The organism is Micromonospora sp. NPDC048986 (assembly GCF_040649335.1).
Lineage (GTDB): Bacteria > Actinomycetota > Actinomycetes > Mycobacteriales > Micromonosporaceae > Micromonospora > Micromonospora alfalfae.
This window is the reverse complement of the sequence record NZ_JBEZFJ010000003.1, coordinates 100,715-117,595: the sequence shown is the minus strand read 5'-3', so window position 1 is coordinate 117,595 and position 16,881 is coordinate 100,715. Positions and strand designations below refer to the sequence as shown.

Annotated in this window: 13 protein-coding genes; 3 read left to right on the top strand and 10 right to left on the bottom strand. The window is 72.7% G+C overall.

The window, feature by feature from the left end; translation table 11 throughout:
- Positions 1 to 37: 37 nt before the first annotated feature.
- The 3 genes from AB0B94_RS08365 to AB0B94_RS08355 all read right to left on the bottom strand — a co-directional run bounded on the left by AB0B94_RS08365 (position 38) and on the right by AB0B94_RS08355 (position 4,785).
- Positions 38 to 1,642 carry a metallophosphoesterase gene (locus AB0B94_RS08365; RefSeq protein ID WP_357270151.1) on the bottom strand — a complete coding sequence of 535 codons (1,605 nt, stop codon included), beginning with the start codon at positions 1,640 to 1,642 and terminating at the stop codon, positions 38 to 40.
- 60 nt (positions 1,643 to 1,702) lie between these two features.
- Positions 1,703 to 2,875: a PQQ-dependent sugar dehydrogenase gene (locus AB0B94_RS08360; protein ID WP_357270148.1), complete on the bottom strand. Its 1,173-nt coding sequence runs from the start codon at positions 2,873 to 2,875 to the stop codon at positions 1,703 to 1,705.
- A 92-nt stretch (positions 2,876 to 2,967) separates the two neighbouring features.
- Positions 2,968 to 4,785: a SpoIIE family protein phosphatase gene (locus AB0B94_RS08355; RefSeq protein WP_357270145.1), complete on the bottom strand. Its 1,818-nt coding sequence runs from the start codon at positions 4,783 to 4,785 to the stop codon at positions 2,968 to 2,970.
- A 184-nt stretch (positions 4,786 to 4,969) separates the two neighbouring features.
- Between AB0B94_RS08355 and AB0B94_RS08350 the strand changes: the two genes are divergently transcribed.
- Positions 4,970 to 5,896: a 2-hydroxyacid dehydrogenase gene (locus tag AB0B94_RS08350; protein ID WP_357270142.1), complete on the top strand. Its 927-nt coding sequence runs from the start codon at positions 4,970 to 4,972 to the stop codon at positions 5,894 to 5,896.
- Here the strand turns inward: AB0B94_RS08350 and AB0B94_RS08345 are convergent.
- Positions 5,890 to 6,282, bottom strand: a complete 393-nt coding sequence (locus AB0B94_RS08345; protein ID WP_357270139.1) for a PH domain-containing protein — start codon at positions 6,280 to 6,282, stop codon at positions 5,890 to 5,892. The genes AB0B94_RS08350 and AB0B94_RS08345 overlap by 7 nt on opposite strands.
- Positions 6,283 to 6,499: 217 nt before the next feature.
- Here AB0B94_RS08345 and AB0B94_RS08340 point away from each other — a divergent pair, with 217 nt between their 5' ends.
- Entirely contained in the window at positions 6,500 to 8,866 is a 2,367-nt protein-coding gene (locus AB0B94_RS08340) for a GGDEF domain-containing phosphodiesterase (RefSeq protein ID WP_357270136.1), read from the top strand.
- Between the two features lie 6 nt (positions 8,867 to 8,872).
- Here the strand turns inward: AB0B94_RS08340 and AB0B94_RS08335 are convergent, their stop codons facing one another.
- Positions 8,873 to 9,892 carry a LacI family DNA-binding transcriptional regulator gene (locus AB0B94_RS08335; protein WP_357270132.1) on the bottom strand — a complete coding sequence of 340 codons (1,020 nt, stop codon included), beginning with the start codon at positions 9,890 to 9,892 and terminating at the stop codon, positions 8,873 to 8,875.
- Positions 9,893 to 10,006: 114 nt separating this feature from the next.
- On the opposite strand from AB0B94_RS08335, the gene AB0B94_RS08330 reads away from it, so the two are divergent.
- On the top strand, positions 10,007 to 12,457 hold the full coding sequence (locus AB0B94_RS08330) for a glycoside hydrolase family 2 protein (RefSeq protein WP_357270129.1): 2,451 nt from the start codon (positions 10,007 to 10,009) through the stop codon (positions 12,455 to 12,457).
- Between the two features lie 152 nt (positions 12,458 to 12,609).
- On the opposite strand, the gene AB0B94_RS08325 is transcribed toward AB0B94_RS08330, so the two are convergent.
- From AB0B94_RS08325 to AB0B94_RS08305, 5 genes are read right to left on the bottom strand one after another with little or no spacing between them, the layout of a single operon-like run.
- Positions 12,610 to 13,353, bottom strand: coding sequence for a copper homeostasis protein CutC (locus tag AB0B94_RS08325; RefSeq protein WP_357270126.1), 744 nt, complete (start codon positions 13,351 to 13,353; stop codon positions 12,610 to 12,612).
- Positions 13,350 to 14,369, bottom strand: coding sequence for an asparaginase (locus AB0B94_RS08320; RefSeq protein WP_357270123.1), 1,020 nt, complete (start codon positions 14,367 to 14,369; stop codon positions 13,350 to 13,352). The genes AB0B94_RS08325 and AB0B94_RS08320 overlap by 4 nt, the downstream gene beginning before the upstream one ends.
- The gene (locus tag AB0B94_RS08315; RefSeq protein WP_357270120.1) at positions 14,366 to 15,253 is read right to left on the bottom strand and encodes an amino acid ABC transporter permease; all 888 of its coding nucleotides are present in this window, start codon (positions 15,251 to 15,253) and stop codon (positions 14,366 to 14,368) included. The genes AB0B94_RS08320 and AB0B94_RS08315 overlap by 4 nt, the downstream gene beginning before the upstream one ends.
- On the bottom strand, positions 15,250 to 15,894 hold the full coding sequence (locus AB0B94_RS08310) for an amino acid ABC transporter permease (RefSeq protein ID WP_112582064.1): 645 nt from the start codon (positions 15,892 to 15,894) through the stop codon (positions 15,250 to 15,252). Before AB0B94_RS08310 ends, AB0B94_RS08315 begins: the two co-directional genes overlap by 4 nt.
- A 16-nt stretch (positions 15,895 to 15,910) precedes the next feature.
- On the bottom strand, positions 15,911 to 16,879 hold the full coding sequence (locus tag AB0B94_RS08305) for a glutamate ABC transporter substrate-binding protein (RefSeq protein ID WP_357270117.1): 969 nt from the start codon (positions 16,877 to 16,879) through the stop codon (positions 15,911 to 15,913).
- Positions 16,880 to 16,881: the final 2 nt, after the last annotated feature.

Sequence of the window (16,881 nt, the reverse complement as noted above, 5' to 3'; positions counted from 1 at the left end):
ACCGCCCGCCGGTCGGCTGGCGGGCGTCGACGTCGGCTCAGCCGGTCGGCGTCGGCGTGGGTGTGGCGGGGACACCGCCGCTCGGCGTCGGTGTGGGTGTGGCGGGGACGCCGGCGCTCGGGTTCTCCACCAGGCGACGTTCCAGGTTGACCTGGGCCTGCCCGGTGCCGCCGACGGTGATGGTGTCGTACGCCTGGAGCAGCTTCTGCTGGTCGAAGTAGAGCACGCTCATCGACAGCGGGGTGGGCTTCTCGCCCTCCAGTCCGCGCAGCCCGGCGCCGCCGGTGGAGCCCTCCACCATCAGCGTGGTGCGCTGCTGCCCGGGCGCCTGTGGCAGCTCGGAGACCTGCCGGGAGTGGGTGTGCCCGGCCAGCACCAGCGGGCAGGTGCCGGCGAGCGGCCCGGCCGACGCCGGGTCGTGCACGAGCGCGATGTCTACCGGTCGCGGTGAGCTGCGGACCGTCGCGGCGAGCTGGTTGCCGGCCGCGATCACCTGGTCGGCCACCTGCTGGGTCAACCCGCTGCCGGCCGGGGAGGTGTTCTTGTCCGGGGTGAAGCGCGGGTCGCCGATGCCGGCGATGGTCAGCCCGGCGACAGTGGTGGTCGTGTTGTTCAAGACGATCGCGTTCGGCTGGCGGGCCACCGCGGCGGCGGTCTTGCCGGAGTCGTGGTTGCCCCGGATGAAGACGTACGGCTTCTTCAGCAGGCCGATCGAGGCCACGAAGGAGGCTTCCGGTTCGCTGCCCCAGTCGGTGATGTCCCCGGTGTCGATCACCACGTCGATGCCGAACTGCTCCACCACCGTCCGGATCAGTTGCCAGCCGGTCGGGTTGAGGTGCATGTCGGAGACGTGCAGCACCCGGGTGGTGCCCGGGGTCGGCTCCAACAGCGGAAGCGCCGACACTGTGGTGTAGAGCTGGCTGACGTTGCCGACCAGGCGCTGCAACTGTTCGGCGTACTTGGTGTAGTCGTTGGCGATCCGTCGGGCGTCACCGACGATGGCCGGCGCGTTGACCAGCAACCCCTCGTAGCGGGGTTCCTCGATGGCCTGTGGGCGAAGGGTCGCCGCCGCCGTGCCGAGGCTGCCGGCGGTGACCAGCAGCGCCAACCCTCCGGCCCAGGCGGTCCGCCGGACGTCGCGGAAGATCAGCCCGGCCAGGATCAACGTGACGAGCACCGACGCGCCGAGGGTACGCAGGCCGAGGCGCATCACCCCGGAGCGGACGTCCTCCACGGCGCTCTGACTGGCCCGGCTGATGCTGGCCGGGTCGTCGATCAACGCCTCGGTGCGCCCCTGGTCGAGGGCGCCCAGCCGGACGGTGAGATGGGTCGGCCCGTTGTGGCTGTCGAGCAGCAGCGCGCCGAGCGGCGGGATGTCGACGGTGGTGCCGCCGTCCCGGGCGGGGGAGATGCTGAGGTTGGCCCGGAACGGGCCGATGTCGGTGCTCACCTGGCCGCCGGCCAACACCCCGAGCACCGCCCCGGCCAGGGCCACGGCGAGGACGGCGACGATCAGCCCGAGGCGGCGCAGCGGGCCGGCGGCGCCGACCCACCAACCCGTCCGGCGCGGCAGATCGCCGCCGGTCACCGGGTCGTCCCGGTCATCGGCGTCGTCGTGCCGCTCGTCGCGTTGCCCGTCCATGCTGAAAGTCTGACCTGCCCGTCGGAAGATCTTGGCAAACCTGAACGGATGGTGACGCAATCAGCTGCGTCCGCCGTCACCGCCCGCGAAGACCACCCGCAGGAGCCGGTCGTCGTCGCCCGCCGGGTCGCCCCGGCCGTCGTGGTTGGAGGTGCTCACCCAGAGCGACCCGTCCGGTGCCGCGGCCACCGCACGCAGTCGACCGTAGCGGTTGGTGAGCAGCTCACTGGGCTGACCGAGCAGGGTGCCGGTGTCGGTCAGCTCCATCACCCAGAGGCGCTTGCCGCGCAGGCAGCCGGTGACCAGCAGCCGGTCCGTGGCGGCCAGACCCGAGCAGGACGCGTCCGACGTCGCCCACTGTGCGATCGGATCGGTGAACCGCTTGTCGCCGGCCTGGCCCTCGACCTCCGGCCAGCCGTAGTTGCCGCCCTTGGTGATCTGGTTGATCTCGTCCCAGGTGTTCTGGCCGAACTCGACGGCGTACATCCGCTTCGCGGCGTCCCAGGCGAAACCCTGCACGTTGCGGTGCCCCAGGGACCAGACCGGGGAGTTGGGGTACGGGTTGCCGGCGGCGGGCTTGCCGTCCGGGGTGATCCGGAGGATCTTGCCGCCGAGGCTCTTCACGTCCTGGGAGAGGGGGCGCTGACCGGCGTCTCCGGTGCTGACGTAGAGCTGCTTGTCCGGGCCGAAGCCCAGCCCGCCGCCGTTGTGCACATTGGCTTTGGGGATGCCGGTGAGGATCGGGGTGGGCTGCCCGCCGAGTTGCAGCCGGGCGACCCGGTTGTCCCGCTCGGTGGTGTAGTAGACGAACACCGTCCGGTCTCGGGCGTAGTCGGGGGAGACGGCGATGCCGAGCAGGCCACCCTCGCCCGCCGCCGCCACGTCGGGGACGGTCTGCACCGGGCGGACACGCAGCCCGTCCGGCCCGGACTCGGGGCCGACCTGGAGGATCCGGCCGTTGTCCCGTTCGGTGACCAACGCACCGCCGTCCGGCAGGAAAGCGATCGCCCACGGCACCCGCAGACCCTTGGCGAGCACTGTCGCCACCGCCTGCTGGCCGGCGCCGCCGGGGCTCGCCGACGCGGACGGGGTCGGTAGGTTGGGCGGTTCGCCGGCCGGGTCGGGCTCCGGCTCGCCGAAGCTGCAACCGGCGGTGAACAGCAGCGCCGTGCAGGACGCCGCGAGGGCCACCCGGAGGCGGCGGATGCGAGGGTACGGGGGACGGGCGCTCACCCGGCCCAGGGTAGCCCGCCGCGCGACCCGGCCGGGCCCGTCGAGACGCACCGGGTGCCGTTGGACCCGCCCAGTGGTCGGCCGTGGACCACTCAGCGAGCCCGTACGGCCAGCAGAGCGGTGTCGTCCTCACGGTGCCGGATCGAGGCGAGCAGCAGATCGCACAGCTCGTCGAGGGGCAGCGTGTCGGTGCCGGCCAGCCGGCCCGCCAGCTCGGCCAACCCCTCGTCGATGGAGCGGTCCCGCCGTTCGACAAGTCCGTCGGTGTAGAGCAGCAGGGTGTCGCCGGTGGCCAGGCTTGTCGACCTGCTGCTCCGGGGCGACGGGCGGGCCAGGCCGAGCAGCGGCTCCGGCGTCGCCTCCAGGACCTCCACCGCCCCGCCGACCCGGACCACCAGGGCCGGCGGGTGCCCGGCGTTGGACCAGGTCACCTCGTGCACACCGGCGCGCTGCGGGCAGATCCGCACCAGCGTCGCGGTGGCGGCGATCGGCAGCCGCAGGCCACGGATGGCGCCATCCAGGTCGCTCATCAGGGACCCGACCGCGTCCGGCCGACCGAAGGCGTTGCCCCGCACCAGGTTGCGCAGTTGACCCATGGTCGCCGCCGCCTCGATGTCGTGCCCGGCCACGTCCCCGATCGCCGCGATCACGTCGCCGTCGGGCTGCACGAAGGCGTCGTACCAGTCGCCGCCCACCTCGACCCGGTCGGCCGCCGGCTGGTAGCGGGCCGCCAGCTCCAGCTCCGCCACCACCGGCAGTCGGGGCAGCATGCTGTGTTGCAGGACCTCGGCGACGTGCCGCTGCTCGCCGTACATCGAGCTGTTGCCGACGGCCTGACCGGCCCGGCGGCCGATGTCGACGGCGGTGAGCAGGTCCCGGTCGTCGAACTGCTGACGTTGGCCGCCGTTGACGAGGGTGATCGCCCCCAGCACCGTGCCGCCGACGCCGCGCACCGGCACCGTCAGGTGGGAGGCGATGCCCAGCCGGCTGGCGATGAGCGCCATCTCCGGGTGGGTGGTGCCCCGCGTCACGTCGGCCAGGGACGCCACGCTGCCGAGCCGGGGCTGACCGGTCCGGAGCACCGCCCGGATGATCGACTCGGGGCTCAGGCCGGTGCGCAGCAGCTCGCCGAAGCGGTCGACGTCCGCTGCGCGGGCCGGGTCCCGGTGCACCGAGACCACCTCGCGGGGCAGGCCGGTCGGCCCGATCAGGGTGAGCAGGCACCAGTCGGCGAGCAGCGGCACCATGGTGGCGGCGAGCCGGCGCAGCGCGGTGCCCACGTCCAGCGTGCCAGCGAGGGTCTCGCTGACCCCGGCCAGCAGTTCCAGCCGCTCGTGCGCCTGCACGACCCGCCGCCGGGCCTCCTGCGCGCCGTCGAGCGCGATCCGCAGTCGCAGCTCCGACGAGCAGGCGGCGGCCAGGTCGGCGAGGGTCCGCAGCTGCGCGGCAGTCCAGGCGCGAGGTTTGCTGTCCATGGCGCAGAGCGAGCCGAGCACCCGGCCGGAGAGGTCGGTCAGCGGCATCCCGGCGTACGCGACCACGCCGAGGTCGTCGATCGCCAGGTTGTCCCGGACGCGGGGGTAGAGCCGGGCGTCCGGCAGCACCATCGGCACCTGGATGTCCACCACGTGCTGACAGAACGAGTGGCTCAGCGGGGTCTGCCGGCGCTGCGACCAGGGCTCCGGCAACCCGACCGCGCCTGGGAAGAACTGCCGGTCGGCGGAGACCAACGAGACCAGCGCGACAGGCACGTCCAGCAGGTCACTGACCAGCCGGGCGAACCTGTCGAACGCTTCGTCCGGGGCGGCGTCCAGCCCGGTGTCGGCGAGCGCGCGCAACCGCGCTGGGTCGCCGAGCGCCATCGGTGGCGCGATCGGACGCCGGGGGGAGGCGGGGGAGCCGTCGGTCATCGTGCACCTGTCTGCCGGGCGGAGGCGGACGGCCCTCCGACCCTTCCTTATACCTCGCCAGGGCCCGGGTCGAACCTCGGTGTGCTGAGTCTCGCCCGCCGCGGCCCTGCGCGCCAGCGCTCGGTACGCCGGTTCCCCGCCGTGCCCTCACCGGCCGCGGCGGCGGGGACTATCGTCAGCGGACGTGAAGGTATGGATTCCGCACCCGGCCGGCGTGAACCTCCTGGGCGAGCTGCCCGCGGACGTGACGGTGGAGGTCTTCGAGCACACCGACCGGATGCCGTCCGAGGCGGCCGACGTCCGCTTCTGGGTGCCGCCGTTCCTGGGCGGCTCGGACGCGACGGCGGTGCTGCGGGAGCTGCCCGATTTGGCGGTGGTGCAGTTGCTCTCCGCCGGGGCGGACGCCTGGGCCGGCCGGACACCGCCGGCTGTCACGCTCTGCGATGCCCGGGGTGTGCACGACCCGTCCACCGCCGAGTGGGTGGTCACCGCGATCCTCACCCAGCTGCGGGCGTTTCCGGCGTTCGTCCGCGCGCAGGCCGAGCGGCGCTGGGCGTACGCGGGGAACGCACCGACCGACGAGCTGACCGGTAAGCGGGTGCTCATCATCGGCGCCGGCTCGATCGGCACCGCGGTACGCGACCGGCTCGCCCCGTTCGACGTGAGCTTCACACTGGTCGCCAGGACGGCCCGCCCGGAGCAGGGGGTGCACGCCGTCGAGGAGCTGCCCCGGCTGCTGCCCGACGCGGACGTGGTGGTGGTGCTGGTGCCGCTCACCGACCAGACCCGTGGCCTGATCGACAAGGCGTTCCTGGCCGCGATGCCGGACGGGGCGCTGCTGGTCAACGCCGCCCGGGGCCCGGTGGCGGACACCGAGGCGCTCGTCGCCGAGCTGGGCACCGGTCGGATCATGGCGGCGTTGGACGTCACCGACCCGGAGCCGCTGCCCGCGGACTCGCCGCTGTGGGTCATGCCGAACGTGCTGCTCACCCCACACGTGGCCGGGTCGGTGCGCGGGTTGTTGCCACGGGCCTACCGGCTGGTCGGCGACCAGGTCCGTCGGTTCGCCGCCGGGCAACCTCTGATCAACACGGTGGTCGACGGCTACTGACCGGGGGTCTCCGCCGCAGCGTCGGGCAGCTGCTGGCCGGTCGCCGCGACCAGTCGGGGCAGATCCGCCCCACGGACCGCCGGCAGGGTGACCTGGTGGCCGTCGTCGAGCCGGGCCACTGCGCGCCCGCGCTGGTCGGTGGTCAGCTCGACGACCTGGTCCCAGCCGATCCGACGCTGCCCGACCAGCGCCCGGATGCGTAGCTCCCGCGCGTCGGCGTCGGTGCCGGCCCGCCAGGCCCACACCGCGACGGCGAGCGGGACGAGCAGCACCGGCAGCAGGTAGTTCCGGGCGTTTGCCAGCGGCAGGGCGCCGACGAAGGCGATGATCGCGGCCACCAGGATGGCTTGGTTGTACCGGAAGCGGACCGTGTCGGGCTTACTCACCCTCCGATGATCCCACTTCGTGTTGTTTCGGCTCGCGGCGGGCGGTGCCGGCAGCCTGCGGTACGCCGTACAGTGACACAGGTCGTTGTCTCCCCTGAGTGACCGGCAAGTAACCAATTCGGCCGTCCATCGTTGCCAATCGTGGGTAGCGGACTCGCAACGTCCGATGTCCCGCACCGCCGCACCGCCCCCGTGCCCCCTCACGAAGGCGACCGCCGTGCTCCTCGCGTACCCGTTCCGCGTTCTCGTCCCCCGTCGGGCGGCACCGGAGGCCGCCACGTCCGTGGCGGTGGCGCTGCTCCTCCTCGCCGGTGTCGTCGACCTGGTCCCGCCAGCCGTGGTGGCAGCGCTGGCCGCCGGTGCCGGTGCCACGCTCGCCGGGCTGCGACTGTCCCGGCTGGCCTACCGACGCGGCACCGATCCCACACCGCGTGCCGCGGGCGTGCTGCTCGACGCGGCGGTGGTGGCGGCGGGTCTCACCGCCGTCGTGTTGCCCCTGGCCGGCATCGGGCACACCATCGCCGTGCTGATCGGGTCGCTGGTCGTGGCGGCCCTCTCGACCGCCGGTCTGAACCGGCTGCCCGGCCGATCGCGGCCGGCGGCCTCGGTCCGGTTGCGGTGGCTGGTCGAGTCGACCGGCCCGGCCGTCGGTCTGGCCCTCGCCGGCTGGTTGCTGCTGCCCACCGACGGCCTACCGGTCCCGGTTCGGCTGGTCGCCGCGTTGACGCTCGGCGGGTTGGGCATGGCCTCGTTGAACGCGTTCGCGGGGCCACGACGGCGCTCGGGTGCGTCGGTCTGCCGAGGCGGCGTCCTGCTCACAGTGGGCGGGCTGGTGCTGCTGGCCACGTTGCCGTCCGCGCCGGCCGGCCGGGCGGCGCTGCTGGCCGTACCCCCGTTGGTGTTCGGGATGTTGCTCGTCGCGGTCGGCGCGGCGGATGCGGCGGACGACACGGAGCCGGTGGAGCGGGTCGCCGCGGCCTGGCCCAGGGCGGTGCTCCCGGCGGCGGTGCTGCTGCTGGCGTCGGGTCTGCACCTGGGCGCCGGCCGCGCACCGGATCGGACGAGCGTGCTGTTGGCCCTGGCGGCGGTGCCGCCCCTGGTGCTGCGCGAGCTGCTGCGGGCGAATGACGCGGCCACGTCCGGTCGTCGGGCCGCCCATCGGCGACCGACCGGTCGGGCGCTGCAGCACCGCCGGGCGGCACCGGGACGCTGGCCGGGCACCCCGGAGCCGCGGCCCGAGGGGGCCCTCGGCGTCCCGGAGGGCGCGGCGACCGCGACGGGCGCCGGGTCGACCTGGTCGCCTGACCACGGTTCCGCGTGGTCGGGGCTCAACCGGCGACCCGCGTCGGCGAGCCCCGGCGACCGGGCCGCCCTGCTGGACGCCCTGGCCGCGATCGGCGACGTTCCGGCGCCGGCCGGTGCGCTGCTGCTGGTGGACCTGCACGGCACCGAGGGCTTCGGCCCGACGGCCCGGGAGGACGTGCTGGCCGAGGCGGTGCACCGGGCCCGCGCTGTCATCGCCCCCGACGATCTGCTCACCGGCTGCACGGGTACCGGCTTCGCTGTGGTCACCGCCGCCGGCCCGGTGCTGGCGTACGCGCTGGGCACCCGACTGTTGAGCGCGCTCAGCCCGCCCTACCGGCTGGCCGGTGCGATGCTGCGGGTGCAGACGAGCATCGGGTTGGCCGAGGTGAGTGGCGCCGGGCCGGCGGACGTGCTCCGGCAGGCCGAGCTGGCCCGACGTCGGGCCGTGCAACTGGGCCGGGACCGGGTGGAGTGGTACGACGCGTTCCTTGAGGAACAACTGGTGCGCCGGCTCGACCTGGAACGGGAGCTGCCCGGTGCGGTGGCGCGTGGCGAGTTGGACCTCGTCTACCAGCCGGTGGTCGACCTGGCCGATGGGCAGCCGGTGGGTGCGGAGGCGCTGTTGCGGTGGCGCAGCCCGGTGCTCGGCACTGTGCTTCCGGCCGAGTTGCTGCCGGTCGCCGAGGACCTGGACCTGGTGGGCGAGTTGGAGTGGTGGGTGCTGGACCGGGCCTGCCGGCAGTTGTCCGACTGGTCGGTGGGTGTTCGGGAGCTGTGGATGGCTGTCAACGTCACCACCCGGGAGCTGACCACTCCCGACTTCGTCCAGCGGCTCGCGGCCGTGCTGGCCGCGTACGGGGTGCCGCCGGAGCGGCTGGTGGTGGAGGTGAGTGAGCCGAGGGTCGCCGGTGACCTGTCGACAGTGGTGGCCCGACTGGCCGGGCTGCGGTCGTTGGGTGTACGCACCGCGTTGGACGACTTCCGGGCCGAGCACGCCTCGCTGGCGCAGCTTCGCCGCCTGCCGATCGACCTGCTCAAGGTGGGTCCGGAGTTGGTGGGCGCGCGGCCGGACGGGCAACCGCCGCTGATCGACGTGGTGGTCAACGTGGGCGAGCGGTTGGGCGTCGAGATCGTCGCCGAGGAGTTGGAGTCGTCGACCCAGGTCGAGGGGGCGCGCCGGGGTGGTTGCCGGTACGGGCAGGGGTTCGCGCTGGCCCGGCCGGCGACTGCCGAACGGGTCGAGGCGTACTTCGAGGAGTTTCCCTCAGCGTCTCGCTGAACCGGTTCATCTGTCCCGGGGTGGTGCGGTGCTGCCGCGCGGCGTGAGGTGGGGCGTCTCGTCCTGCACCCGGCCGGCCGGTTGCCCGGCGACGACGGCGAGTAGTTGCCGGGCGGCGTGCGCCCCGTACGCCGGGATGTCCCGGCCCAGCGCGGTCAGCGGCGGGTGCACCAGGCGGCACAGCGGCGAGTCGTCCCAGGCCACGATGGACAGATCACCGGGCACTGTCAGACCCATCTCCTGGGCGACGGAGAGCCCGGCGATGGCCATCACGTCGTTGTCGTAGATGACGGCGGTGGGCCGGCTGGCCGAACTGAGCAACCGGCGGGTGGCCCGACCGCCCTCCTCACCGGTGTAGTCGGACCAGACGGTGACAGCGTCGACCAGGCCGAGCCGCTCGCGGACCGCCGCGAAGGCCTCGGTGCGGATCTCGGTGTGCCGCAGGTCGGGCAGGCCGGCGACCCGGGCGATCCGCCGGTGCCCGAGCGCGACCAGGTACTCCACCGTCTCGGTCAGCGCGGCGGCGTCGTCGGACCAGAGACTCGCCAGCTCACCGGTGCCGCCGGGGCCGCCGATCACCACCGCCGGCAGTTGCAGCTGTTCGAGTGCGGGGATGCGCCTGTCGTCGGTGCGCAGGTCGCAGACGAGCACCCCGTCCACCCGTCGTTCGCCCCACCAGCGCCGGTAGACAGCGATCTCGGCGTCCGGGTCGGCCACCACCTGGAGGGTCAGCGCGTACGAGCGGGCGGAGAGTTCGGCCTCGACGCCACTGATCAGCGCCATGAAGAACGGCTCGACGCCGAGGGTCCGCGCCGGTCGGCACAGGGCCAGGCCGATCGCGCCGGCAGCGGCGGCCGAGAGGGCGCGGGCGGCGCTGCTGCGGCTGAACCCGATCTCGGTGGCGATCGCCAGGATGCGCTGCCGGGTGGCCTCGGAGACGCCGGGCTGCCCGTTCAGCGCGTACGACACGGCGCCCTTGGACACCCCGGCGCGTTGGGCGACGTCGGCGATTGTCGGCCGCTTCACCGGTGTGCTCCTTCGCTCTCTGGCCGTTGACAGCCCGGATTTCCGGACCGTACGGTGGCTCAGCTTATCCGGTTCAGTTCAGCATCTCTCGATGCGGGAAGGTGCGGTGAAATCGTGAGCCGACAGGCACTCTACGACGGTTGGACGGTGCGGGCGGCCCCCGGAGCGCAGGTGCCCGAGCAGGTCGCCGGGCGGTCCGTGCCGGCGACAGTGCCGGGCTGCGTGCACACCGATCTGCTCGACGCCGGGCTGATTCCCGACCCGTACCTCGACGACAACGAGCGGGCGCTGGCCTGGATCGGGCGCACCGACTGGGTCTACCAGACCACATTCCTCCACCGGGCGGGCGACGACGAGCGCGTCGACCTGGTCTGCGCCGGCCTGGACACGGTCGCCACGCTCACAGTCAACGGTGTCGAGGTCGGCCGCACCGCGAACATGCACCGCGGCTACCGCTTCGACGTCCGACCGCTGCTGCGCGACGGGGACAACGACCTGGTCGTCACCTTCGACTCCGCGTACCGCTACGCCGAGGCACAGCAGCAGCGGCTCGGCGACCGGCCGAACGCCTACCCGGAGCCGTTCCACTTCATCCGCAAGATGGCCTGCAACTTCGGCTGGGACTGGGGGCCGACACTGGTCACCGCCGGCATCTGGCAGGAGATCAGCCTGCACGGCTGGTCGACAGCCCGACTGGCCACCGTCCGTCCACTTGTCACCATGCACGGACGCGACGGCCTGGTCGAGGTGCACGTCGAGGTCGAGCGGGTCGCTGACGTCCCGCTGACAGTCCGCGCCGCCGTGGCCGGCGTCCGCGCCGAGGTGGTGGTCCCGGCCGGGCAGCGCACCGCCGTGCTGACCCTCACCGTCCGCGAGCCAGCGCTGTGGTGGCCCCGGGGGTACGGCGAGCAGACCCGTCACCCGATCGCTGTGACACTGCACGCGCCGAACGGCGACACGCTGGACGACTGGTCGCACCGCATCGGCTTCCGCTCGGTACGGCTGAACACCACACCCGACGCGCACGGCACCCCGTTCGCGTTGTCGGTCAACGACGTCCCGGTCTTCGTCCGCGGGGTCAACTGGATCCCGGACGACACGTTCCCCACCCGGATCACCCGGACCCGGCTGGCCGAGCGGTTCGACCAGGCGATCGACGCCAACGTCAACCTGCTGCGGGTCTGGGGCGGCGGCCGGTACGAGTCGGCCGACTTCTACGACCTCGCCGACGAGCGCGGTCTCCTCGTCCAGCAGGACTTCCTCTTCGCCTGCGCGGCGTACCCGGAGGAGGAGCCGTTCGGCACCGAGGTGGCCGCCGAGGCCGCCGAGCAGGTGACCCGGCTCGCGCCGTACCCGTCGCTGGTGCTCTGGACCGGCAACAACGAGAACATCTGGGGCTGGCACGACTGGGACTGGCAGCAGGCCCTCGCCGGGCGCACCTGGGGGCGTGGCTACTACCTCGACGTGCTGCCCCGGATCGTCGGCGAGCTGGACCCGACCCGCCCGTACTGGCCGGGCAGCCCCTGGTCGGGAACGGACGCGATCCACCCCAACGACCCGGCGCACGGCACCACCCACATCTGGGACGTGTGGAACACCGACGACTACACCAGATACCGGGAGTACGTCCCGCGCTTCGTCGCCGAGTTCGGCTACCAGGCCCCACCGGCGTACGCCACGCTGCGCCGCGCGTTGAGCGACGAACCTCTGGCCCACGACTCGCCGGGCATGGCGCACCACCAGAAGGCGGCCGGCGGTGACGCCAAGCTCCAGCGGGGCCTCGACGCGCACCTGCCCGCCCCGGCGGACTTCGACGACTGGCACTACCTGACGCAGCTCAACCAGGCTCGGGCGATCCAGCTCGGCGTCGAGCACTTCCGCTCCCACCGGGACGTCTGCGCGGGCACCATCGTCTGGCAGCTCAACGACTGCTGGCCGGTGACCTCCTGGTCGGCGGTCGACGGCGACGGCCGCCGCAAACCCCTGTGGTACGCGCTGCGCCGCGCGTACGCCGACCGGCTGCTCACCGTGCAGCCCCGCGACGGCGGGCTGGCCGTGGTCGCGGTCAACGAGACCGCCGAGGCGTGGACCGCGACAGCCGCTGTCACCCGGTTCACGCTCACCGGGGAGCCGAGGGCGAAGACCTCGGTCGACCTCGACGTTCCGGCGTACTCCTCGGTGGTGGTGGCGCTGCCGGCGGACCTGGCGCGGCCGGAGGATGCCCGGCGCGAGGTGCTGGTCGCGGAGGCCGGTGGCACCGCGGAGCGCGCCCTGTGGTTCTTCGCCGAGGACCGGGAGGTGGACTGGCCGGCGGCGGCCTGGGACGCGACTGTCGAGCCTGTCGACTGTGGGCAGCGGGTCCGGGTCACGGCCCGCACTGTGCTGCGCGACCTGACGCTGTTCGCGGACCGCCTCGATGCCTCGGCTGAGGTGGACACAGCCCTGGTCACCCTGCTGCCGGGTGAGTCGACGACGTTCACAGTGCAGGCGGCCGGGTTGCTGGACCCGGCGGCCCTCGTCGCCCGCCCGGTGCTGCGTTGCGTCAACGACCTGACGGCGAGCTAGCGCCGCCGGCCGGCGGTCGCCCCGGCAGGGAGGGTCGCTGGCTTGCAGCCCATGATCGTGCTTGATCCATGAAGTAGTGGCCTCCCACGGTGGGGAGGCCACTACTTCCGTGTTCGAGCACGATCATCACGCCCGGGGGCGCGATCAGGCGGTCAGGCGCGGGCGGCGGCGAGCACCTGGCCGACCAGGGTGCCCGAGGTGCCCGAACGCTCGTACTCGGGCCGGTTCAGGCTGCCACCCATCAGCGGCGCGGGGTTGCGGTGCACGGCCGGGCTGTCCGAGCTGACCAGGGCCGCGAAGTGGTACTCGTCGGCGCCGGTCGCCTCGACGATCCGGGCGATGTTGCGCGGGGTGATGCCACCGCCCGGCATGATGACGATCCGGCCGGCGGCGCGGCGCACCAGGTCGGCGATGAGCGGAGCACCCTCCAGCACGCTGACCTCCTGACCCGAGGTGAGCACCCGGTGCACGCCCAGCTCGATCAGCTGCTCCAGCGCCGCGTGCGGGTCACGGGTCATGTCGAACGCCCTGTGGAAGGTGATGCTGGCGTCGCCCGCGGCGGCGATCAGCCGGCGGGTGGTCGGCACGTCGACGTCACCCTCGGCGGTCAACGCGCCGATCACGATGCCGTGCGCGCCGGCTGCCACCGCTGCCTGAACGTCCCGCTCCATGGCTTCTATCTCGAACGGCGAGTAGATGAAGTCGCCGGCCCGGGGACGGACGATCACGTGTACCCGGATCCGGCTGACCGCGCGCATCGTCGTCTCGATGGTGCCCAGGCTGGGGGTCAGCCCGCCGTCGAAGAGCGCTGAGCACAACTCCACCCGGTCGGCGCCGGCCTCCTCGGCGGCGACCGCTCCCTCGACGCTGTCGATGCAGATCTCGAATGTGTTCATGATTCTTCCTTTTCCGTGCGAGGCGATGCCGCTTCGGTCCGAGACGGTGCTGTGGTCCAGTCGATGACGGCCGTGACGGCACCGACGGGTACGCCGCCGCCGAGCACCGGCACCTGGCGCAGCGCGTCGGCCCCACCCACCGGTACGCCCACGGCGTCGAGGGCGGCGAGGGCGATGGCGGTGGTGGCGCGGGGTGAACCATCGATAGCCTTCACCGCCACCGCGTGACCGTCCGGCGCGGCCACCGCGAGCACGCCTTCGGCCCCACCCTTGGCGAGGACGCCGGGCAGTGCCCGCATGAGATCGGTGTTCGGGTGCCCGTGCCAACCACCGACGTACTCAGGGTGTTGGCGCATCGCCTGCGCGACCAGCGCCTCGTCGCTGCCGGCGGGCGCGGTGACCAACGCCTGGAAGGTGCGGGCCAGGCCGGTCAGCGACAGGCCGAACAGCGGTGCCCCACAGCCGTCGACAGCGTGGTGCGCGATCGGCGAGCCGGCCAGCCGGGCGACGGCGGCCGCGGTTTCCCGCTGGAGCGGGTGGTCCGGGTCGAGGTAGTCGTCTGTGCTCCAGGACCGGGCGACGCAGGCGACCAGCATCGCGGCGTGCTTGCCGGAGCAGTTCATCCGGATCCGGTCGCGCTGTCCGCCGGCGCGGATCAACCGGTCCCGGGTCGGTTCGTCCTCCGGCCAGTCCACCGGGCAGCCGAGCGCGTCCTCGGTCAGACCGGCCCCGGCCAGCATCGCCCGAACCACCTCGACGTGCCTGTCGTCGCCGGTGTGACTGCCGGCGGCAAGGGCCAGCGCCGGCCCGGTCAGCTCGTCGCCCGCCGCGATCCGGCAGGCCAGTGCCTGCACCGGCTTGAGGGTGGAGCGGGGCAGCACCGGCTCGTCGGGTACGCCGGCGGCGAGGGCGACAGTCCCGTCCGGGGCGAGCACCACGACGCTGCCGTAGTGCCGGCTCTCGACGAAGCCGTTGCGCACGACCCGGCCCAGTTCGGCGTAACGCAAGATGGTCACCGGGGGGTGTTCCCTTCGAGAAGTGGTGGGGGCAGTTCGGTGGTCCGCCGTCCGCGCCGTCCGCGCCGTCCGCGCCGTCCGCCGAAGCGGCCGTTGCGGGCCTGGAGGACGCGGGCGAACTTCGACAGCGAGGCGTTGACCACCAGGTAGATCAGCGCCACCACCAGGAATGTCTGGATCAGCAGGTGGGTGTACGAGGAGAGCACCTGCCCGCTGTAGAGCAGCTCGGTGTAGCTGACCACGAAGCCCAGCGAGGTGTCCTTGAGCAGCCCGACCAGCTGGCTGACCAGGGACGGGGCGAGTTGGAGCAACGCCTGCGGGAGGACCACCAGCGCCATCACCTGCCCCCGGCGCAGCCCGACCGCGAGGCCGGCCTCGGTCTGCCCACGGTCCAGCGCCAGGATGCCGGATCGGAAGATCTCCGCGAACGCCGCCGAGTTGGAGACCACCAGCGGCACCACGAGCTTCCAGAACAGCGGGAAGTTCAGCCCGTACTGCGGCAGCGCGAACAGCGTCACGTAGATCAGCAGCAGGGTGGGTACGGTCCGGAAGATCTCCACGTACGCGCCGGCCAGCCAGCGCAGCGGTCGGTGCGTCGACAGCCGGCCGAGCGCCAGCAGCAGTCCGAGCGCGGCGCTGAGCACCGCTGTCGCGGCGGCGGCGCGCACCGTCGCCCAGAGACCGTTGAGCAGGTACCGCCAGATGGGCCAGGTGGTGAACGGCTCCCACCGGGCGGCGGCCAGCTCGCCGTGGCTGGCGAACTGGTAGACGGCCGCGACCAGGGCCCCGGCCAGGAGAACGGCGCCCAGCACTGTGGCGATCCGGATCCGCCGTTGGGCGCGCGGACCGGGCTCGTCGAAGAGGATCTGTTGCGTCTTGTTCATCGGACGATCGCCAGCCTTCGTTCGAGCAGGCCGGTGACCTGACCGATGATCAGCGCCAGCAGCATGTAAGCGAGGCCCGCGCCGGTGAACACGGCGATCGGTTGAGCCTCGACCAGGTTGACGGTGTTGGCCGCCTGGGTCAGCTCGACCACGCCGACGGCGGCGGCCAGCGAGGTGTTCATCAGCAGCGCGATGCAGATGTTGCCGATCGGCTGGATCACCGCCCGGAGTCCCTGCGGCAGGATCACGTGCCGCAGGGACTGACCGAAGGTGAGGCCGATGGCTCGGGCTGCCTCAGCCTGGCCCACACCAACCGTGTTGATCCCGGCGCGGATCGCCTCGGCCAGGTACGCCCCCTCGTACACCGCGATGACGATCGCGGCGGAGGTGAACAGCGGGAACGTGATGCCGATGGTCGGCAGCGCGAACACGAAGAGAACCAGTAACGCCAGCAGCGGCAGGTTCTGGAACACCTCCACGTACGCGGTGCCGATGGCGCGCAGCAGCGGGACGGGGGCGATGCGCAGGGTGGCCACGACGATGCCCAGCAGCATCGCGCCGACGGTGGTCACGACTGTCAGTTCGACAGTCGTGACCAGGCCGTGGCCAAGCTCGCTCAGGTGGGCGGTGAGGGCTTCCATCGGTACGAGAGGGTGCTCAGGAGCCGTCGGCGGAGCCGAGGGCGGGCGGGGTGGGCGCGCCACCCTCCACCACCGAGCCGAGGGTGCCTTCCCAGACCTTCGCCCACGTGCCGTCGGCCTGGACCTTCTTCAGCCAGTTGTTGACGAACTCCTTGAACTGCGCGTCCTGCTTGTTGAGGCCGATGCCGTAGGCCTCGGTGGTGAACGGCTCGCCCACCACCTTCATCCCCGGGTTCGCCTTGGCGCCCGAGGCGAGCAGCGTGAAGTCCTGCACGTACGCGTCGCCGCGCTTCTGCAGCAGCGCCTGCAACGCCTGCGGGTCGGTGCCGAAGGCGATCTGCTTCGAGCCGGGCGCGGCGGAGGGCAGCGCGGTGACGGCGGGGGTGTTCGCCCCGACGATCACGGTCTTGCCGGCGAGGTCCTTGACGCTCTTGATCGAGGTGTCGTCCTTGCGGACCCCGACGGCGAGGCCGGAGGTGAGGTACGGCCCGGCGAAGGCGACCTGGGTGGCCCGCTGCGGGGTGATCGTGTACGTCTGGAAGACCGCGTCCACCGACTTGGCCTGGAGCATGGCCTCCCGGGTCTGGGTGCCGATGGTCGTCGTCTTCACCTCGGGCTTGCCGATGATGTACTTCGCCAGCAACTTCGCCATGTCGGCGTCGAAGCCCTCGATGGTGCCGCTGACCGGGTTCTGCTGGGCGAGCAGCGGCGCGTCCAGGGATCCGCCGATGTTCAGGTAGCCGCGCTTGCGGATCGCGTCCATCGTGGAACCGGCCGGGATGTCCGCGTCGGTGGCCACCGGGGCGGCGTCGTACACCGACTGGGCGACCACACCGTCGCCGCCCAGGCCGGGGTTGCCGGGCAGCGTCGGAGCGCCGCCGCCGCTGTCGCCGCCACAGCCGGTGGCGGCGAGGGCCACCGCCACCGCGGTGGCGGTGAGGGCGAGCGACCGCCGCCCGGTGAAGCTCATCTTGAGGATTGACATGA

Excerpts from the sequence above, each read along its gene's own strand:
- AB0B94_RS08365 (WP_357270151.1), bottom strand. The coding sequence starts at position 1,642 with ATGGACGGGCAACGCGACGAGCGGCACGACGACGCCGATGACCGGGAC.
- AB0B94_RS08355 (WP_357270145.1), bottom strand. The coding sequence starts at position 4,785 with ATGACCGACGGCTCCCCCGCCTCCCCCCGGCGTCCGATCGCGCCACCG.
- AB0B94_RS08325 (WP_357270126.1), bottom strand. The coding sequence starts at position 13,353 with ATGAACACATTCGAGATCTGCATCGACAGCGTCGAGGGAGCGGTCGCC.
- AB0B94_RS08315 (WP_357270120.1), bottom strand. The coding sequence starts at position 15,253 with ATGAACAAGACGCAACAGATCCTCTTCGACGAGCCCGGTCCGCGCGCC.
- AB0B94_RS08310 (WP_112582064.1), bottom strand. The coding sequence starts at position 15,894 with ATGGAAGCCCTCACCGCCCACCTGAGCGAGCTTGGCCACGGCCTGGTC.
- AB0B94_RS08305 (WP_357270117.1), bottom strand. The coding sequence starts at position 16,879 with ATGTCAATCCTCAAGATGAGCTTCACCGGGCGGCGGTCGCTCGCCCTC.